Origin of the sequence: Paenibacillus sp. Soil724D2, from assembly GCF_001427935.1 — a bacterium.
In the GTDB taxonomy this organism is placed as follows: Bacteria; Bacillota; Bacilli; order Paenibacillales; family NBRC-103111; genus Paenibacillus_E.
The window spans coordinates 67,320-86,329 of the sequence record NZ_LMRY01000034.1; the positions used below are offsets into that span (position 1 = coordinate 67,320).

Annotated in this window: 18 protein-coding genes; 2 read left to right on the forward strand and 16 right to left on the reverse strand. The window is 44.3% G+C overall.

The annotated features are described in order from the left end of the window. Positions 1-88: 88 nt before the first annotated feature. Positions 89-943, forward strand: a complete 855-nt coding sequence (locus ASG85_RS24520; protein WP_060648002.1) for a DUF421 domain-containing protein — start codon at positions 89-91, stop codon at positions 941-943. Positions 944-960: 17 nt separating this feature from the next. On the opposite strand, the gene ASG85_RS24525 is transcribed toward ASG85_RS24520, so the two are convergent. The 16 genes from ASG85_RS24525 to liaF form a co-directional block, all read right to left on the reverse strand. Continuing rightward, complete coding sequence (locus tag ASG85_RS24525; RefSeq protein ID WP_060648003.1) at positions 961-1,581, reverse strand: NUDIX hydrolase; 621 nt, start codon at positions 1,579-1,581, stop codon at positions 961-963. Positions 1,582-1,588: 7 nt separating this feature from the next. Next, positions 1,589-2,098 (reverse strand): mismatch-specific DNA-glycosylase, encoded by a 510-nt coding sequence (locus tag ASG85_RS24530; RefSeq protein ID WP_060648102.1) that lies wholly within the window; start codon positions 2,096-2,098, stop codon positions 1,589-1,591. A 107-nt stretch (positions 2,099-2,205) separates the two neighbouring features. Next, positions 2,206-3,435, reverse strand: a complete 1,230-nt coding sequence (locus ASG85_RS24535; protein ID WP_060648004.1) for a DUF1501 domain-containing protein — start codon at positions 3,433-3,435, stop codon at positions 2,206-2,208. Positions 3,436-3,450: 15 nt separating this feature from the next. Further along, positions 3,451-4,770 carry a DUF1800 domain-containing protein gene (locus tag ASG85_RS24540; protein WP_060648005.1) on the reverse strand — a complete coding sequence of 440 codons (1,320 nt, stop codon included), beginning with the start codon at positions 4,768-4,770 and terminating at the stop codon, positions 3,451-3,453. A gap of 110 nt (positions 4,771-4,880) precedes the next feature. Beyond that, positions 4,881-5,432, reverse strand: a complete 552-nt coding sequence (locus ASG85_RS24545) for an NADPH-dependent FMN reductase (RefSeq protein ID WP_060648006.1) — start codon at positions 5,430-5,432, stop codon at positions 4,881-4,883. A 181-nt stretch (positions 5,433-5,613) separates the two neighbouring features. Then, on the reverse strand, positions 5,614-7,038 hold the full coding sequence (gene glnA / locus ASG85_RS24550) for a type I glutamate--ammonia ligase (RefSeq protein ID WP_057304849.1): 1,425 nt from the start codon (positions 7,036-7,038) through the stop codon (positions 5,614-5,616). A gap of 239 nt (positions 7,039-7,277) precedes the next feature. Then, positions 7,278-8,321, reverse strand: coding sequence for a 3-deoxy-7-phosphoheptulonate synthase (gene aroF / locus ASG85_RS24555; RefSeq protein WP_057304848.1), 1,044 nt, complete (start codon positions 8,319-8,321; stop codon positions 7,278-7,280). 129 nt (positions 8,322-8,450) lie between these two features. Continuing rightward, complete coding sequence (locus ASG85_RS24560; RefSeq protein WP_321166603.1) at positions 8,451-8,972, reverse strand: DUF2062 domain-containing protein; 522 nt, start codon at positions 8,970-8,972, stop codon at positions 8,451-8,453. A 60-nt stretch (positions 8,973-9,032) separates the two neighbouring features. Continuing rightward, complete coding sequence (locus ASG85_RS24565; protein WP_060648007.1) at positions 9,033-9,989, reverse strand: 4-hydroxy-3-methylbut-2-enyl diphosphate reductase; 957 nt, start codon at positions 9,987-9,989, stop codon at positions 9,033-9,035. 47 nt (positions 9,990-10,036) lie between these two features. Further along, a complete protein-coding gene (locus ASG85_RS24570; RefSeq protein WP_057304845.1) occupies positions 10,037-11,509 on the reverse strand; it encodes a sensor histidine kinase in 1,473 nt (490 codons plus the stop codon). A 1-nt stretch (position 11,510) separates the two neighbouring features. Next, positions 11,511-12,200: a response regulator transcription factor gene (locus tag ASG85_RS24575; protein ID WP_060648008.1), complete on the reverse strand. Its 690-nt coding sequence runs from the start codon at positions 12,198-12,200 to the stop codon at positions 11,511-11,513. Positions 12,201-12,345: 145 nt separating this feature from the next. After that, on the reverse strand, positions 12,346-13,950 hold the full coding sequence (locus ASG85_RS24580; RefSeq protein ID WP_060648009.1) for a S1C family serine protease: 1,605 nt from the start codon (positions 13,948-13,950) through the stop codon (positions 12,346-12,348). Between the two features lie 142 nt (positions 13,951-14,092). Continuing rightward, positions 14,093-14,506, reverse strand: coding sequence for a YugN family protein (locus tag ASG85_RS24585; protein WP_057304842.1), 414 nt, complete (start codon positions 14,504-14,506; stop codon positions 14,093-14,095). Positions 14,507-14,593: 87 nt separating this feature from the next. Continuing rightward, entirely contained in the window at positions 14,594-15,244 is a 651-nt protein-coding gene (locus ASG85_RS24590) for a response regulator transcription factor (RefSeq protein ID WP_057304841.1), read from the reverse strand. Beyond that, on the reverse strand, positions 15,234-16,301 hold the full coding sequence (locus tag ASG85_RS24595) for a HAMP domain-containing sensor histidine kinase (protein WP_057304840.1): 1,068 nt from the start codon (positions 16,299-16,301) through the stop codon (positions 15,234-15,236). The genes ASG85_RS24590 and ASG85_RS24595 overlap by 11 nt, the downstream gene beginning before the upstream one ends. A gap of 9 nt (positions 16,302-16,310) precedes the next feature. Then, the gene (gene liaF, locus ASG85_RS24600) at positions 16,311-17,426 is read right to left on the reverse strand and encodes a cell wall-active antibiotics response protein LiaF (protein ID WP_060648010.1); all 1,116 of its coding nucleotides are present in this window, start codon (positions 17,424-17,426) and stop codon (positions 16,311-16,313) included. A gap of 268 nt (positions 17,427-17,694) precedes the next feature. On the opposite strand from liaF, the gene ASG85_RS24605 reads away from it, so the two are divergent. Beyond that, a complete protein-coding gene (locus tag ASG85_RS24605; RefSeq protein ID WP_060648011.1) occupies positions 17,695-18,984 on the forward strand; it encodes an ammonium transporter in 1,290 nt (429 codons plus the stop codon). Positions 18,985-19,010 lie beyond the last annotated feature (26 nt).

The following is a 19,010-nucleotide window of genomic DNA, read 5'->3' on the forward strand; positions in this document are numbered from 1 at the left end:
ATTTATATCTTGTTTTTGTATAACTTTCAAGAAATCTACAAACAATTGAACCGATTGGATTAGATTTAATAAAAGAGGAGGAACCGGTGTGTCCGATTGGATTGAAATTTTTTTACGTACCTTATTGGCGGTTGTCGTGCTTTTCATAATGACAAAGTTGTTGGGTAAAAGACAAGTATCTCAACTTTCCTTGTTCGAATACATAACGGGAATTACAATTGGTAATCTCGCGGCTTACATCTCATTAGAGGATAATTGGTATTTAGGTTTGGTATCCTTAATCGCTTGGGTCGCATGTTCTTTAGGAATTGAATTTATGCAGTTAAAAAGTAAAAAAATGCGGGATTTTATTGATGGTAAAGGAACCGTGCTCATTCGAGACGGTAAAATTTTGGAAGATAATTTAAAGAAAGAACGCCTCACCACCGATGAACTTATGGAGCAATTAAGAAAGAGATCGGCATTTAAAATGGCTGATGTTGAATTTGCGATCATGGAACCAAGCGGTGATATAAATGTCCTACTAGCTCGAAAAAACCAACCTTTGACTGCCAAACATTTGGGCATCAAAGTTGCGCCCGAAGAGGAACCCCAAGCGGTTATCATGGATGGTGAAATCTTGGATGAATCATTAGCCACCATCGGTTTTAGCCGGGGATGGCTGAAAACCGAATTAGATAAATTGGGTGTGACGATTGAAAATGTATTTCTAGGTCAAGTCGATTCTTACGGACAATTATATGTGGATCTATTTGACGACAAGATCATGGTACCTGTGCCACAGGAGAAGGCATCCCTCTTTGCTACATTAAAAAAGTGCGAAAGCGACCTGATGCTGTTTGGGCTTACTACGAATAATAAAGCTGCCAAAGAGATGTACGAACAATGCTCGAAGCAAATGGAGGAAATCATCGCACAATTGAAACCCGTACTTAAGCGGTAAAGTCTTTACGCGCTTGGCTAATCGAGCAGCGTCTGCGCTGTATGGTCGCGGGCTAGCTCGAACATCCGCATCAGCTGCTCAGCGGTGTTTCGCTCCACCGAAAGCGGCGGCAGCTCGCTCTCGCCGAAGAACTGAGCGCCGGTCGTTTCCAGACCGGCTTCAAGCGCTTCCCCGCCTACAAGCTCGCACAAGATGAACATCTTGTACACGTGGTTAGCCGAGGGTGGGTGCGCGTGGCGCTTCTTGTCGAAGACCGCCAGCAATCGCACCGGCTTGACCTCATAGCCGGCCTCCTCGCGGGTCTCTTTGACGGCGACCTCCGATGGTGTCAGGCCGATGTCCGCCCAGCCTCCAGGCAAAGCCCAAGCACCGTCCGCTCTTTCCTTCACAAGCAGCAGCTTGTTCTCTCTCAAGACGACGGCCCGAATATCCACTTTCGGCGTCTGATACCCCGTGTCGCTCGCGAATAAAGCCGTCACCTTATCGATCGGTGTCTCTGAGAAATAACTCATCATCTCCACGCTGATCTTGCGCAGCGCCTCGTACCGCTCCAAATCATAGCCATTCTCTCCGTAGGTTAGCCCTGCTTGACTAATAGCCTGAATCTCTTTAGCCCACTCCAACCATGGAATATTCATCCGTTCCTCAACTCCGTTCGATATATTTCTTGATGCCGCTATAAATATCAACCATCTCCTCCAGCTTCATCCGAACAAGCCCGCTAGAAGAGGGACATACATAGTCGATCACACCTTCAACCACCGGATCCTGTTGACTCCCCCAACTCATCCCCCTGCGGCCGCTATACTGTTCATATACCCCTTTTCCTACAAAACAGGCAACACGAGGTCGGAAGGCCTGAATCTTTTGTTTCAAAATAAGTCGACCTTCTCGGTATTCCTCAGGCGTAATTTCTGCAGCCGTTAAAGAAGGGCGAGCCACAATATTCGTAAATCCATACCCTAGTTTCAGCAAATCCCCATCCTCTTGAGGTACATACAACCGAGGTGTTAATCCCGCTTGAAATAGAATCCGATAAAAGCGATTATTCGGATTCGCATAATGATGACCCGTCTCTCCGGATCGTATACTAGGGTTATACCCCACAAAAAGTATCCTTAAATGCTCCTGCAGATGATCCGAAATAGGCTCTATGCTCAACGTTATGACACCTCCACTGGCACGACGATTTTTTTGTCTTTTCAATAGGTTACCATGAACGACCAAAAACCAAAAGCCGAGGCACAGGACCCCGGCTTTCATTATAAAAACTTTAAAGACTCATAGGACTTGCCTAGCACAGCGGTCGTATCACCTTTTAACCATTTATCAATAAGCGTGCTGTAAACGGACCGGAAATCGACCTCATACTTCAAATCGCCATTGTCCAAATTACTCAGGCTCGGGTACGCGCCATAAAGGCCGCCATTCACCTTGCCTCCAATCACAAACATCGGAGCTGCCGTTCCATGATCTGTTCCGCCGCTACCGTTCTCTTTCACCCTTCGCCCAAACTCCGAAAACATCATCACCACAACACGGTCCTGCAAGCCTTGCGCTTCCAAGTCTTTATAGAATGCTGTCAGACCCTCGTCGACTTGAGTCAGCACTTTGGCATGCTGTACTTTCTCATCCGCATGATCATCGAAACCGCCAATCTGTACATGGAATATTCTTGTGCCCGATTTGCCGGCCAGCAGCTTGGATACTAATTGGAGATCCCTTGCAAAATTAGTTTTCGGGTACTCCACTTTATTCGCATAGGTAGCCGTTAAAGCTTGAATCGCTTCAACACTCTTGAAGGCATCATAGCCGCGCCCAGATACGACACGAAGCTGTTCCCTCTGATTCTGTTCACCATACATCTCCAAGAATGCTTTGGTGATCCGATTTTTGTCCATCATCGCAGTTTTCGGATCAATCAGATGATACGTTTCTAGAGATTGGATCACGGGAAAGCTCATTTTCTCCGAAGCAAAAGCCTTGCCGCCTGCGCCAATCTGTATAGCTTTGAGCGGATTGCTGCTATCTCGCAAAGAAGACTCTGCATAGCGTGCAAGCCAACCGCTCCGACTCATCTTCGCTGGCTCGGCCGTCTGCCAAATTTCCATAGAGCGGAAGTGAGAGTGATCGGGTCCTGGATATCCAACTCCTTGGACGACTGCCATTTTCCCAAGTTTATAAAGTGCAGCGAGACCAACTAAACTCGGATGCAAGCCTACTTGATTATCTAACGGAAGAACATCCTTCTGCTGGTAAGCCAGCGTTGGCCGCGCATCATAGTATATCCCTTGCCCATAAGGAATTAGCGTATTAATGCCATCATTCCCGCCACTTAACTGAACAACAATAAGCACAGGTTCATCCACACCATCATCAAAACCGCCTGCAAAAATCGATTTTCCCGTTTCCGTAAATAAAGCCCCGCCTAGGCCTAAAGTCGCAAACATGGCTGTTCCTTTTAACAGAAAATCCCTTCTCGATAATTTCACTTTTCTCACCCCTTGCTATTTCATTTGAGCTTCTGGGCTAATCAGTACTAATTGAAGCAAGCCTCTCAAACCTGCATTTTTTTGCTTTGTATGTATAAGGGTATCATTTGCGTATGCGCTTAACCCCTGTAAAGTCTTATCCGATAAATCAGTGATTCCTATACGCTGACTCCACAATTTCACCCATTCTTCCGGACGGTCCTGTTGTTCAGGTGTATACTCTGTCGATGAGAGCACCTTGCCGTTAAGCTGCTTGGCGATGGACTCGGCAAACTGGTACCTTGATAATAGGGAGTTTGTGTTCAGCCATGAGGCGCCTCCTCTCCAACCCGCAACATCCGGCGGAGAATATAGCTCCTGTCCCATCCTCCTCATTGCTTGTGCATGCCCTTTAGAAACAGTTAGCTTACAGCATTTGAGAATACCTGCAACATAGTCTGCCGGTGTTTTGATGAGAGATAACCGCAATTTCTCCTCATAAAATTCGTCGGATAGGAATAGCTCCTGCAGCACTTCCCCCACAGTAGCCTTAGCAGATATATGTTCGGCAACTTTTTGAATCCAACTTTCGGAGGGACTGTCCGTAGCAAAATATTTGAGCAGCTTTGTAGCAAGAAAGATCGGCAGCGTTTTTTGATGAAAAATAATATCAATTACATCATCCGAATCCAACTTTCCTGTTTCTTCAAGCAGCGTTTTCGAATCATTGTCGTGTTGTTTGGGATTAAAATCTACTTTATTACCCTTTTTATCATAGGTCCATCCCGTGAAAGCGCGCGCTGCTTCCTTCACATCCGTCTCTGTATAGTGACCGATACCTAGCGTGAATAGCTCCATGGCTTCGCGGGCATAATTCTCATTCGGTTTACCTTTTTTATTCCGATTCACATCTAGCCAGATCATCATGGCAGGATCTTTGCCAATTGCAAGTACGAGTTCTTTAAAATTTCCTAATGCATGTTTGCGAAACAGTGTATTTTGCTGAACCATTAGCGTGACATCGTTAACCTTGTAGTTCGCCGTTGCAAAATGGCCATGCCAGAACAACGTCATCTTCTCAATGAGCGGAGCACTAGAATAAACCATTCGATATAACCAGTACATTTGTTGATCGGCTAATTGCAGCGGATCTAATGATTTCTTACCATCAGCGGTTAATTGATCAAATGGGGTCAGCGATGGCGCTTGATCGATCAATGATTCTCCGGTAATTAGCCGTCGCACCGTTTCCTCACGTCCAAGTGAAATACATGCAGTAACTTCTTCCCCAGTGGAACCAAATCCGGCTCGATGTAATAAATGAACGACTTCCTTGTTAGTCCATGGTGCTCCCATGATCTCCCCCCTCGCCCTATTTTCCAAACTGTACCACAGAAATGTGTCAAAAGTGTGTGGAAATAAAAACAAACCAAGACAACTGTCCTTGGTTTGTTTTATTCGGATTACTATACTTTTGCAGCTAACTGTTTGGTTAAATCGAGGAATGAACCAACAACACGACGAACACGTTTTTCAACATCTGGATGGATATCTTGATAGGTTACACTCGTTTGGAAGCTCTTCCGCTGATCGCCTCCAATAGATAGCCAATCTGGGCAGTTAATACCATGCAGATTACGTACAATGGTTTGCATCTGCGTCAGAGAGCTTACAGCAACTGCCCCGCCTGCTGAACTAACAGATAAGACGACCTTGTTATTGAAATGATCTTGTCCTAAATGATCAAGCGCATTTTTCAAAACGCCGGAAATTCCACTATGATATTCCGGTGTTGCCAGTACGATCCCCTCTGCTTCAAGCATGGCTTCTTTTAATTTTTCTAGAGCTTCATGCCCCTCGTTTGCATCATCTGGTGTATAGAAAGGGAGCGGTGTTCGATACAAGTCAATCAACGTCACCTCGTGGCCCTCTAAGGTCGCTAGATGCTTGATATATTCAGCAAGTCTTGTACTTGTCGCTGATCTCTGATTACTTCCTGCTATCATAGTAATTTTCATAATGATCTTCCTTCCACATCTGATTCATGCATTCATTATACCTCAATTTCCATCAAATAACAGTACTAATTATAATGATTATCAAAAGAGTTTTAATATCGATAAACAAAAAAGCTGCTTCCTCCATAGAAAACTATGAAAGAAGCAGCTCGTATGTTATTCATGTATAAGTGCTAAGGAATTAGCAATCGAAGTACAGGTTGTACTCGTGCGGGTGAATACGGATTGCTACAGCTTTCGCTTCGCCACGTTTCAATTCGATATAATTATCGATGAAATCTTGTGTGAACACGCCGCCTTCGATCAAGAAGTCGGAATCAGCTGCAAGAGCATCCAACGCTTCATCTAATGTACCAGGAACGCTGCGGATCTCAGCTTTCTCAGCATCGGACATTTCATAGATGTTTGTATCGAAAGGACCGTAACCAAGAGCACGTGGATCGATTTTCTTTTTGATACCGTCAAGACCTGCCATCAGCATTGCTGCGAAAGCTAGGTATGGGTTAGCCGTGCTATCCGGTGTACGGAATTCGATACGACAACCTTTAGGTGTCACAGCTGCGATTGGAATACGAACTGCTGCAGAACGGTTACCTTTGGAGAATACAAGGTTAACCGGAGCTTCGTAACCAGGAACCAGACGTTTAAAGGAGTTAGTACTTGGGTTTGTCAAAGCGATCAATGCTGGTGCGTGGTAAAGAATACCACCGATATAGTTGATTGCCATTTCACTCAGGTTTGCATATGCTCCTTTTTCATAGAACAAAGGCTCGCCTTCATTGAAGATGGACATGTGTACGTGCATACCGCTACCATTGTCACCAAACAGTGGTTTAGGCATGAAAGTAGCAACTTTACCATATTCTCTAGCCGTGTTAGCAACGATATATTTGTATTTGAGCAGGTTATCTGCTGTTTTAGTCAATGTGTCAAAACGGAAGTTAATTTCAGCTTGACCAGCTGTAGCCACTTCGTGATGGTGACGCTCAATACGAAGACCTGCATCAGCAAGCTTGTTGCACATTTCGGAACGAATGTCTTGTTGGGAATCCATTGGAGCTACCGGAACGTAACCGCCTTTAACTGGAACTTTATAACCAAGGTTTCCGCCTTCTTCTTTACGGCCTGTGTTCCAGCCTGCTTCTTCGGAGTCAACTTCGAAGTAAGACTTATTCATGCCATTTTCGAAACGAACATCATCAAAAATGAAGAATTCGGACTCAGGTGCGAAGAATGCTGTTGTACCTACACCAGTTGTTTGCAGATACTCTTCTGCTTTTTGAGCGATGCTGCGTGGATCGCGATCATAACGCTCGCCTTCAGGTGTGTGGATGTTGCTCATGATAATCAAAGTTGGATGAGCTGTGAAAGGATCTACGTATGCAGTCTCTGTATCTGGCATCATTACCATGTCAGATTGTTCAATACCACGGAATCCTGGGATGGATGAACCGTCAAAAGCTACTCCGTTTACGAATGTTTCTTCATCTACTTCAGTAGCAGGCAAAGAAATATGCTGTGCTTTACCGGAAAGACCTACGAAACGAAAATCTACCCACTCGATGTTTTTTTCCTTGATAAGGTTCAACACGTTTTGAACTGACATTTAAAAAACCCTCCCATTTCCGTACATTCAACGTACTTTACATGATTAATGTTCAACTTTTGCTTGTTATCTTGCACATATTATATAGCGATTAAGCTTACACAGTCAATACTTATGTCAGGTATTTTTTATTGATGTGTAAGCTATGCTCACACAATTTCACATATTTGTCCCATATCCAGAAATAGGAAAACTGGCTTCCTCTCTCGAGGAAACCAGTCATCTTAGAACTATTCCCATTACGCCAAGATAACTTCTTTATGTGTATCAAACTTTTTACCAAGCAGCGGAGCAAGTTTCTCAAGATCAACAAGCAAATTAGCGAATTGATCAGGGAACAAGGATTGAACACCATCACCAGTCATTGAATTGTCTGGATCTGTATGCATTTCGATGATCAAACCATCTGCTCCTGCCGCTACGGATGCCTTTGTCATAGGAACAACAAGCTCTCTACGGCCAGTACCGTGACTCGGATCAGAGATTACCGGAAGATGGCTCAATTGTTTAAGAACCGGAATTGCCGATAAATCCAGTGTATTCCGCGTGTACGTTTCGAATGTTCGGATTCCGCGTTCACAAAGCATAACATTCGGGTTACCGCCAGCAAGAATGTATTCAGCAGCATTCAAGAATTCATCATATGTTGAGCTAAAACCACGTTTGAGTAATACTGGCGTTTGAATGGTTCCCAGCTTGCGGAGCAAGTCAAAGTTTTGCATATTGCGTGTACCTACTTGCAGGATATCCGCGTATTGTGCACATACATCAACATACTCAGGTGTCATAACTTCTGTAATTGTAAGAAGACCATGCTTCTTACCCGCTTCAGCCATCATGATTAAGCCTTCAACGCCAACACCTTGGAAGCTGTAAGGACCTGTTCTTGGTTTAAATGCGCCACCGCGGAGAACTTGACCTCCCGCTGCTTTCACTAAACGTGCAATCTCATCGATTTGCTCTGGAGTTTCCACGGCACAAGGGCCACCCATAACAACAAGCTGCTCCCCACCGATTTCAACACCTTTAATTTTGATAACCGTATCAGCCGGATGAAAGTCACGACTTGCTAATTTATAGGATTTGGAAATTTTCACGACTTGCTCAACTCCTGACATTTGACGCAGCTGTTCTGCTAATTTAGGATCTGCTTGACCGATAATTCCGATTACTGTGCGATCCTCACCTTTGGAGACGTGTGCTTGAACACCTTGCTTTTCTATGAATTGTACAATTTCCTGAATACGCTCATCTGACGTTTTGTTGGATGTAATGGCGATCATCTTCAACACGCTCCTTATTATATGGGTTGGAACACTTGTATACTTCAACGCTTGTTCGCTTCTACGCTTTTAACCGCTAAAGTAAATATACAACGCTCGACGAGTTTTCGTCAAGCGTTAAATTATTTGCTATTCTTTTGTATTCGAAGGGGCTAGTTGATCTTTACGGATTCTACGTTTTTCTTTGCGACGATTCGTATGGTATTTAAGTAAGAGCACCACTGGGAAGTAGGCAATAACCCCAAGTATCAACCCAACCACCATACCGCCTACAATCAAATCCAAACCACCTCTAATAATATTAGAAAGCATGTGCGGTAAATGATGTATCAGATAAATCTTAAAGTGTTTCGGTACCAACCAATCCCCCACTTGCTTATTGAGTATCGAGAATGGAATATAAATCACTTTTCCAAACACAAAACCAATTAACGCTCCAGGTAAATTAGCTCTTAATAAATAAACCAACGGAAAGATAAGAACGAATGCAAAACCAGCTGTAGGTAAAGTAAACATCTCTACAAACAATCCAATGGAAAACCCGCGTGCTACTTTGGAAGGACCGCCTTTGGCACGTAATAGAAGTAAATATTTATATTTAAACCAGCGCTTCGTGCTTTTCCAATCGTAGCGAGCCTTCACTTTCATCATTTTCACCTTCTGAGTGCTTTGCATGCTGGTCTCAATCCCGCCCTGTGGAATAAATAAGGATCACTCACTACTAGCTGCTTTGGATTTAACAGCCGGAATGAGCTTCTTCATATTAATAGTACGTGTAATTCCCCAACTGGTTTCATCTTTCGCATCATAGCCTTCCAAGTAGGAAATGACCTCTTTGGTTATAGGTGTAGGTGTTGAAGCACCAGATGTAACACCGACCTTGCGTACATTGGTTAACCACGTGCGATTAAGCTCCGTGATATCCGATATTCTATACGCTCTAACTCCTGCAATTTCCTCTGAAACTTGCGCTAAGCGGTTCGAATTATTACTTTTCGGATCTCCAACTACGATAACTAAATCGACTTCCTTCGCTTGTTCAGCAACCGCTTCTTGTCTAACCTGCGTGGCTAGACAGATCTCATTATGAATCTCAGCTTTTGGGAATAGTTCAAGTAAACGATTCATAATATGCTTAATGTCCCATTGGCTCATTGTTGTTTGGTTCGTAATAATAATACGTTTGGCTTTAATGTTTAGTTGGTCAGCTTCTTCAAGCTTCTCGATGAGGTGAACTTGATCCGGAGCTACACCTACTGCGCCTTCCGGCTCAGGATGAGCTTTCTTCCCGATATAGATAACTTCATAGCCGTCGGCTACTTTTTCTCGAATTAAATCGTGTGTCTTCGTTACATCTGGGCAGGTTGCATCCACAACAGTTAAGCCCTTGTCTCTGGCTCGGCGCCTTACCTCAGGAGATACCCCGTGAGCAGTGAAAATGACCGTCCCTGTTTCGATTTGTTCTAATATTTCAAGCCGGTTCTCGCCATCTAATGTGATGACACCTTCTTCTTTGAAGAAATCAGTGACATGCGCATTATGAACAATCATGCCTAATATATAAATAGGTCTGGGAAGATTTAAGTTTTTAGCAGTTTGCATAGCAAGTGCCATAGCATCTACAACGCCATAACAATAGCCTCTGGGCGATATTCGGACTACTTCCATTTCTTCCACCTGCCTAAGAAAACATTATTTTCTTTCATTATAGCTGATTATACGGAGAGAGGAAAGTTTGCTGGGAGCCAAATCATAAAGGTACTTCCCTCGTCTTTGCGCGTTGTCACTTCAATAGACCCGCCGTGTTCATCAATAATCCATTTGGCGATCGATAAACCAAGTCCAGTTCCTGACGTCAGTCCCCTGGATAAATCTGCGCGATAAAATCGGTCGAAAATATGAGGAATATCCTCTTTATCCATGCCAATTCCCGTATCGGTAATCCGAATACCAATAAAACTATCCGTTCGCGACGCCTCGAACCTTACGGTTCCAGCAGGTGTATACTTGAACGCATTTTCGATGAAAATAAACAACAGTTGCTGCAAGTAATCCCGGTTCCCTTGCACGACCGCATGTTCTAGTGCATCTAGATCACCCACTTGCCAATCAGCAGTATGCTCTAGCAATTGAGCCCGCCTTACCACTTCTTGAACGAGCGGCATGATCTCAACTGGCTTCTTCTCCATAAGAACGCCGGCATCTGCTCTCGCCAGAGCCAGAAGATCATTGACTAGTCTGCTCATTCGCTGTGCTTCACCTGCAATATCATGCATGGCCTCGAGTGACATCTGCATTTGATCAGGCGTAGCAAGTTCTGTACTCCCCGAAGTTTGCTTCCACATCTTTTCTAACAAGTCGACATTTCCTCGAATCGTTGTAAGCGGTGTTCTCAGCTCATGAGAAGCGTCCGATACGAACCGGCGCTGAGCGCGGTACGCTTCATCTAATTCCAGATAGGTGATCTCAATACGAGAGAGCATCCCATTGATCGTCTCCGTCAAGCGCCCAATCTCATCAAGTGGACCGTCATAGTGGATACGCTTCTCCAGATCATCGCTGCTTCCTATTTGATTCGCGGCGTCAATGACGCGTTCGATCGGCTTGAGCGCTTTGCGCGCCAAGAACCATCCAAGTGAAGCTGCCACAATAATCGTGAGTAATGCCCAAATCATCAGCGTATACCCAAGGGTAACGGACGTTTTTTCATAACTGCTAATCGGTACAGCCGCTTGAAGAACCCCGATGAGTTGGTTCTGGTCATCTGATCTGATCGCTTGATTATAAATGAGGAAATCTTGCCCTAGTACTTTTGTCTTTTCGAAAAAACCATCCTCAGAGCTTAATTTATCAATCGTATTCTTGGCTAAAGGCAAAGAAACATCATAGATTTGTAAGTTAGCCGAGCGATTAAATTTTTTGAGTGCAACATTATATAATTGCAGAAACGTATTCGTAGAGTAGAAATCTCTGCTTTCTAGCTCCAAATCAACGACGAGTCCCTTCTGCGAAAGGGCAAAGCTCTTCTGAATACGCAACGAAGTGTTCTGTGCTTCCCTTTTCACATCCTGGCGAATTTGATCGTATAGGAAGTAATTCAAGAAAAAATAAAGGACAATGCCAAAGAGCAGCATGGTTAGTGCCAATATACCTGAATACCAAAGCGTTAGACGCAAGCGAAGAGACATATTAAGTTTCCCCTCTCAATACGTAGCCTGCCCCCCGAACCGTTTGAATCAATCGTTTATGGCCAAATTCTTCGGTCTTTTGGCGCAGCAGCGCGATATAAACCTCCAGAACATTGGATTCACCGCTATAATCGTAGCCCCATATTTTTTCCATAATAATATCCCGTGAAAGGACACGCTTCGGATTCTGCATAAACAAGTGAAGTAAATCAAACTCCTTGGTTGTTAACTCAATCAGTTTCTCACCGCGGAACACCTCACGTGTATCCAAATCCAAAATTGTATCCTCATAACTCAATCTATTCGTTTGCTGCTCTGGACGCTCTGTTCTCCTCCTAAGAAGTACACGCACTCTTGCGAGCAGCTCTTCAAGCGCAAACGGCTTGACCAAATAATCGTCTGCCCCAAGATCCAAGCCTTTCACGCGATCGCTGACTTCATCTTTTGCTGTAAGCATAAGAATCGGTACCTCGCTGCCGCTTTCACGCACTCGACTAACGACCTCCCAGCCATCAATATGCGGCATCATGACGTCCAAGATCACCAGATGTGGTTCCGATGTTAACATTTGCTTGAGGCCATCCGCACCATTGGTCGCTGTGACGACGGAATATCCTTCAAAAGCCAAACCTCGTCTCAACATAGACGTAATTTTCTCATCATCATCAATAACCATTATGTTCTCTCTCATCGACTGGACCACCCTTCTTTCAACCATTGTAACAAATTCCGCTATCCAAGCAAAAAGAAGCAGAGCCTGCAAGCTTGCGGCCGCGGGACTCCACTTCCTTTTATTCCGAACTAACCTTCATTTATCTCTCTAATTTTTCTTTTTATTATTGGGCAGGTGTCTCGGCTAGCGCATTTTTATCCCCAACTGTAATAGGTACTTCCATACGCTTGCCGTCTCGAATAAGTCCTAAAGTGACCTTGTCGCCAACTTTCGCTGCCTGAACTTTGGTAATCAATTCCTGCGAATTTTTCACCTTGGCTCCGTTAACATCTACAATGACATCGTATTGACGCAGACCAGCTTGGAAAGCAGGACTTTTACGTTGAACACTGCCAACTAATGCCCCGTCTGTGTTCGAAAGCTTCAATTCACTTACCCAGTCTTTACCAATATCTTGTAGGCCTACACCTAAGTAAGGAACCGGTTCTTTAGGAATTTTAACATTGTTTTTAAGATTCTCAAGAACGGAAGAAATTGTGCTAGTAGGAATGGCGAAACCAATTCCTTGCGCTTGAGAACTAACGGCCGTATTAATACCAATAACTTCACCATTCAAGTTCAGTAAAGGTCCTCCGGAGTTACCTGGGTTAATGGATGCGTCCGTTTGCAGTAAGTGCTTATACTCGCGAGTTCCTTTCGCATCTGGAATACTGATAGGACGCTCCTTCGCACTAAGCACACCTACAGTAACCGTGTGGTCGAAGCCGTATGGATTACCGATGGCTACAACCCAATCCCCAACATTCACATCTTCAGCCTTACCAAGCGGGAGGATTGGAAACTCTTTATCGCCTTCGATTTTGAGTACAGCCAAATCCAAATCGTAGCTATTACCTAACAATTTAGCTTTAAATGGCTTATCATAACCTTCTACCGTAACTTGAATCTCATCAGCGCCATCCACAACGTGCTCATTGGTTAAAATATATCCGGTTTTTTCGAAAATAAACCCTGTTCCCATACCTGCCGGCTGCAGTTCGCCATTGCCGGAATTATTCTGATTATTGTTAGGCGTTGTATTACCGCCGCCATTATCCCCAAAGAATTGACGGAAGAACGGATCATCAAAGAGGGAATTACCGCCACGGTTTGTTTGCTTTGGTTTCACGAGAGATTCCACTTTAACAATCGCAGGCCCAGCGTTCTGTGCAATAGCTGAAATGTTCCCTGGACGAACAACATCCAGCCCAACATTTTTCACTTCGCCTCCATTACTGCTCCCGCTCTTCGTCGCAGCTGCTGTGGAGCTGCCCGAAGCTAAAGGCTGATTGCCAGTAAACAAATTCATTTTATCAGCGCTGAACATAAGTGCACCTACGACCAGGGCGCCTGCCATGAAAGCTGCGAAAACGCTTTTCACAGATGAACGCTTTCTTGCGTTTGGATCCCAAGGACCTGAGCCTTGGGGAACGCCTGCTTCAGGTCCAAAACTGAAAGGACGCAAGTTCTTAGGCGGAGTAACTTCAACACTGGAGGTTCCCTCAGTTCCAGAAGAAGAAGTTGTAAGCGAATGCCCTTCGTTTTCTTCGTTAAAAGCCGACTTGTAAGGGCCATACGAATAATAGTAGGAAGGTCTTGCTTTGTTAGGATCTTGTGGATCTTGCGGGTCTTGATGATTAGAATCATTTCGATTAACGCGATCATTGTTACTGCTATTGTCGTTCTGCGGCTTAAAGAAGTCGCTATAGTCTTTCTTATTGTCTTCCATAGTTCTTACCTCCATTTGATTAATAAAGTTATAAGTGCATGTTCTTGAAGGGTTATGTCTTGCTCTCTGTAGTTCTATCATGCACCTACAACCTTAAACGAATATTAAAAAACAATAAAATGGAGGTAAAAAAAGGGCTAACTCATTGTATCCAAGCTTGTTCCACTTTATGGAGCAATCCAGCTGCTTCTTTCACCCATTTATCTTCGATTTTGGCATCGGGATCAAGCGGGGTTTGGAATTGATCGATCAATGCGCCATAGGTTTCAGCTTCCGCATCCTGGCTAAGTCCTTCATTATAAACATGCTTCAGTACGAAAGGAGTTCCCACTTCGACGATCGCATCCGTCGATTCGGCGTCGCCATCAATCCTTCCTGTCACAACTTGAAAAGGAATACGCAGCCAAACTAGATGATCTTCATCTAAGTAGTGGTCAAAATAGCCATGATCGTAATCCCAATTACCGCCAAGAGCAAAATCGAATTCATGCAGGTGCTCACGGACACTGTCGAAAGATTCTTGAACCTGCTCCAATGATGATGATATTGTTTTCATTCAGACACTCCTTAAGCGCTCATATTATTTTACTTACGCATAGAATGTGTCAAAATCTTGATTTTATGTGTGTTACGTTCCTTATTATCAAACCAAGCCTTTGCGGTGAGCGAAGATAGCAAGCTGAGTCCGATCCTCTAATTCACACTTCATTAGAAGGTTGCTGACGTGTGTTTTGACCGTTTTGATACTAATAAAAAGCTCTTCTGAAATATCTTTATTACTTTTTCCCTCTGCAATTAAAAGCAATACCTCTCTCTCGCGCGAAGTCAACCCTTCTTCCTCGGGTGTACTATTACGCTGCCTAATCCCTCTTGTAAGCGCCAAGGACACTTCTGAGTTCATAACCGGCATACCGCGGTAAGCACTCAGAATCGCATGAATCAATTGGTCGGATGAAACCGTCTTCAGCATATAACTGATGGCACCCGATTCGACAGCTTCAAGAACCTTCGCTTCCTCCAAGAAGCTGGTCAGCATAATAACCTTAACCTGTGGAAATTTCCCGCAAATCAACTTGGTGGCGCCTATACCATCCAGAACCGGCATGGTTAGATCCATCAAAATGACATCCGGCAAATGATGAGAGAGTTCTTGATTTAACTTATCGAACGCATCCTGCCCATTGCTTGCTTCCCCTACAACTTCCAAACCGGGTTCTAGTGAGATGTAGGTTCGAAGCCCCACCCGAACCATGTCGTGATCATCAACGATCATCACTTTAATATTACTGCTCATTTATTTCCCCACCTCTTTCCTTCATTAGAAAGCTCGACTGTCCCGTAAAACGCGGAATGCGTACTCTAACTCGAGTTCCAGATCCTAACTTGCTGTCTATCTCCACTTCCCCACCAAGCTTTTGCGCTCGTTCTCTCATTGTTGATAAACCATGTGAAGCCGATGGAATGTCTCTACGTTCAAAGCCTTGACCGTCATCCTGCAGCTGAAGCACATACTGATGCTCTCTTTCATATATAGCTAGGCGAACTTGCTTGGCAGAAGCATGCTTAACTACGTTCGCAAGACCTTCTTGTATAATGAGGAAAAATTGATGTTCAATCGCTTCAGATATCGTTTCATGCAGAGAAACATCAAGCATGCCCTGCAGTTCATGGTTTCGGCAATATTCCGGAAACCATTTCTCTAGGGCTTCTTGTAAGCTCATATCTCCCAATTCGATGGGTCTTAATTGCGAAATGAGTCCGCGCATCTGCTTCTGGGCATGGTGAGACATTTGAATAAGCTGATTCATAACGCCCGGTGCCGCATCCGGGTTTCTCTCCAAAATTTTGGGTAATGAGGATGCTGACATATGAATGGCGAACAGCTCTTGACTAACCGTATCGTGCAAATCTCGCGCCAGTCGGCGTCTCTCCTCAAGCACAGCATTTTCAGTGAGCTCCTGATCCCGAATCGCCTCGGCCTCACCCAATTTTTGCAGCAGCTGAATGCGCTCTTCAACGGCAGAGGCCATGTTATTAAAAGCATCATACAAATACAAGAATGGTTCTACGGGTTCCATTTCAATCCGGCTGGAGAAATTCCCCTTGGACAATTCGAGCATGGCCACATGCAGCTCATCCACTTTACGCTGCCATCTTTTGGTCGCAACATAACCCACCGTTAGACAGACCAAGAGAATGGCTATGACGAACCACATTCGGAACTGCCAAGAAACAAGCTCCTCCTTATAATATTCAAGCACAATATATATGCTAGATACCGTAAGTAAACTCGAGATAAGAAAGTAATTCAGCAGCTGCCACTTCATATTGAACATTCGCAATTTGTACATGCTCCATCCTTAACCTATCTTTTTGATTGTAATGTCACCAATAAACATGCTCGTGGTTACAATTATTTTCCGGTCAGCCTCTTCATAGTGCGAGGTCTGCGTTCTCACGCTGCGCAGAAACCCACTCTCACGCCGATCAAGCACTTTCATATCCCCGATAAAAGAACTTGCCATTACGCGAACCTCAACATCAATATCATTAGGTATGAATATTTTCACATCCCCAATAAATGCTGAAACATGAATGGTTGTCTCTCCCAAAGGAATGGCTGCGCGAGTAAGATCTATGACAGAATCACCAATGAAATGTGAGATCTGAATCGGCTTCAGTTCCCAAGCTTCTTGTCCCAGATGCACATCTCCGATAAAACCATGCCGATGAAGCACATCACCAGAGTTGAAGTTACGTACGAAATCATCGTACTTGTGCCCATGATGGTTAAAAGCATGCGTTTGCGGCTGTTGCAGCGGCTGAGGTTGTCTACTTGGATTTGGTTCCCCCGGCGCGTCTGGCACATCCCACATATGCTTATCATGAAACTCGCCATGAATATCCTTGAGTACGGCTTTTTCTTCGTCGCTGAGCTCATGCTTTACTTCATTAAAAGTGGATTTATTATCGCGCTCCTTCTCTTTTGTAGGTGATGGCGCTCCATCACTCCATTTAGGTTGATCCCATGGATTTCTATGTTTTTCATGCTGCAATCTTCTAGCCTCACGTCTTGCCTGTCTAACTTGATCCTTCGCCTCTTTAATAGAAGGCCAATCCGGTGACTCTTTCTTGCTAGGTTTAAAAATCACATTTAATCCAAATAGGATTAAGGCAATAGGTCCCAAAATCTGAAACATCTCTCCCACCGATCGATCAGTCAGCTTTAAATTCTTCAGAAGAAAGATCGTTCCCATACAGCACACGAGTAAACTCCATATTGAGCCTCCCCAATGATACCTACGCTGCCAAACAAATCCAACGAGACCGTAGAAAATAAGAATGACAGGCCAATAAGTGGAAAACATATAAGCAAGATCAATATCAATAAACCCTAATTGGTTAAGTAAGTAAAGGACACCTGCCGTTACGAGGACAAGACCCCAAATTATTCTTTGAAACATATGCGGATTCATACTTCTTCCTCCATTTGTGTACAACGTCGTTAAGATACCTCTAGTTTATAAGATACTGCCATGAATGAAAAGAGACGAGAGATTGAAGGTTTCCTCGGTCTAGAGACTGAGTTTTCGCAGAAATAAATGAATAACTGACATCAACTATTTCAAAAACGAACAATAGCCATCATATGTTATGTATTCTTACGCATTTCGTTGACATGCTTATCATCAGAACCGTATAATTGGTGCAAACAATTCCTCAAACATAAGGAGAGATCAGATTATGGATGCAATCCAACAGCTTTCTAGCGGCCTAGATACCATATGGGTGGTTCTGACAGCTGCCATGATTCTATTGATGGAAGGCGGCTTCGCTTTATTGGAGGCTGGTTTCGTCAGACAAAAAAATGCGGTAAGTATCATCATGAAAGTATTTGTTGATATCTCTTTCGGAGCACTTATTTTTTACTTATTTGGCTTCGCTCTTATGTACGGGAAAGATGTTTCCGGACTTGTTGGAACTACCGGCTTCTTCATGGGAGGAGATTTAACACATATCGTTTTAAATATCTCACATGAAACTTATTGGCTATTCCAGTGCGCTTTTGTTATCGCTGTGATCTCGATCGTATCTGGGGCAGTAGCCGAACGCATCAACTTCCGTGCTTACATTCTATACACCATCGCAATGACTGGTTTAATTTACCCGATTGCTGGCCACTGGGTTTGGGCCGTCAATGGATGGCTCGGCAAATTAGGCATGGTTGATTTCGCAGGTTCAGCTGTCATTCACGCACTTGGCGGCTTCTCTGCTCTTGCCGCAGCTATGATCATTGGTCCGCGGATTGGCAAATTTTCCGCTAGCGGCACGGCTAACATTGTACCACCGTCTAATTTGCCGCTTGCCTCAGTAGGCGCATTTATCCTTTGGTTCGGTTGGTTCGGCTTTAACTCTGGAAGCACACTAAGTGCCACCAACACTTCGATCGGCCACATTGCAGTAACCACCATGCTGGCGGCAGCAGCGGGCAGCGCAACGTGCATTCTATTCACCATGATGCGTTACCGTAAAGCCGATCCCCCTATGGTTATCAACGGCGCTCTTGCAGGGCTCGTTGGCATTACCGCAGGCTGTGCTTTCGTTAGTGATGCTGCGGCCATTTTGATCGGAGCTATTTGCGGAATCGCCATGGTTTATGCAACAGAAATGCTAGAAGCTAGACGGATTGATGATCCAGTCGGTGCCTTTCCAGTTCATGGTATCAGCGGCAGCATCGGGACTCTCGCTGTAGGATTATTCGCGCAGCCTGACGCCATCCGGGAAGGTACTGCTGGTTTATTCTATGGCGGCGGCTTCAGCCTACTAGGTGTTCAAGCTTTAGGGCTTGTTACCGTTTGTATATGGGGATTCGTTATTACATGGGGTTGTATGAAGCTAATTCAACTTATCGTTCCGCTTCGAGTTAGTAGAGATGAGGAATTAGTCGGATTAGACGTCGGTATCCATGGTGTTCCGGCTTACAGCCAAGAGGATGGATTTCTGGACTTAGAACAACTAAAGAAAGGTCAATGACAACAATAAAAAACCTTCCTAATGGA

Excerpts from the sequence above, each read along its gene's own strand:
- ASG85_RS24525 (WP_060648003.1), bottom strand. The coding sequence starts at position 1,581 with ATGAATATTCCATGGTTGGAGTGGGCTAAAGAGATTCAGGCTATTAGT.
- ASG85_RS24540 (WP_060648005.1), bottom strand. The coding sequence starts at position 4,770 with ATGGGAGCACCATGGACTAACAAGGAAGTCGTTCATTTATTACATCGA.
- ASG85_RS24545 (WP_060648006.1), bottom strand. The coding sequence starts at position 5,432 with ATGAAAATTACTATGATAGCAGGAAGTAATCAGAGATCAGCGACAAGT.
- glnA (WP_057304849.1), bottom strand. The coding sequence starts at position 7,038 with ATGTCAGTTCAAAACGTGTTGAACCTTATCAAGGAAAAAAACATCGAG.
- aroF (WP_057304848.1), bottom strand. The coding sequence starts at position 8,321 with ATGATCGCCATTACATCCAACAAAACGTCAGATGAGCGTATTCAGGAA.
- ASG85_RS24560 (WP_321166603.1), bottom strand. The coding sequence starts at position 8,972 with ATGATGAAAGTGAAGGCTCGCTACGATTGGAAAAGCACGAAGCGCTGG.
- ASG85_RS24565 (WP_060648007.1), bottom strand. The coding sequence starts at position 9,989 with ATGGAAGTAGTCCGAATATCGCCCAGAGGCTATTGTTATGGCGTTGTA.
- ASG85_RS24570 (WP_057304845.1), bottom strand. The coding sequence starts at position 11,509 with ATGTCTCTTCGCTTGCGTCTAACGCTTTGGTATTCAGGTATATTGGCA.
- ASG85_RS24575 (WP_060648008.1), bottom strand. The coding sequence starts at position 12,200 with ATGAGAGAGAACATAATGGTTATTGATGATGATGAGAAAATTACGTCT.
- ASG85_RS24580 (WP_060648009.1), bottom strand. The coding sequence starts at position 13,950 with ATGGAAGACAATAAGAAAGACTATAGCGACTTCTTTAAGCCGCAGAAC.
- ASG85_RS24585 (WP_057304842.1), bottom strand. The coding sequence starts at position 14,506 with ATGAAAACAATATCATCATCATTGGAGCAGGTTCAAGAATCTTTCGAC.
- ASG85_RS24590 (WP_057304841.1), bottom strand. The coding sequence starts at position 15,244 with ATGAGCAGTAATATTAAAGTGATGATCGTTGATGATCACGACATGGTT.
- ASG85_RS24595 (WP_057304840.1), bottom strand. The coding sequence starts at position 16,301 with ATGTACAAATTGCGAATGTTCAATATGAAGTGGCAGCTGCTGAATTAC.
- liaF (WP_060648010.1), bottom strand. The coding sequence starts at position 17,426 with ATGAATCCGCATATGTTTCAAAGAATAATTTGGGGTCTTGTCCTCGTA.
- ASG85_RS24605 (WP_060648011.1), top strand. The coding sequence starts at position 17,695 with ATGGATGCAATCCAACAGCTTTCTAGCGGCCTAGATACCATATGGGTG.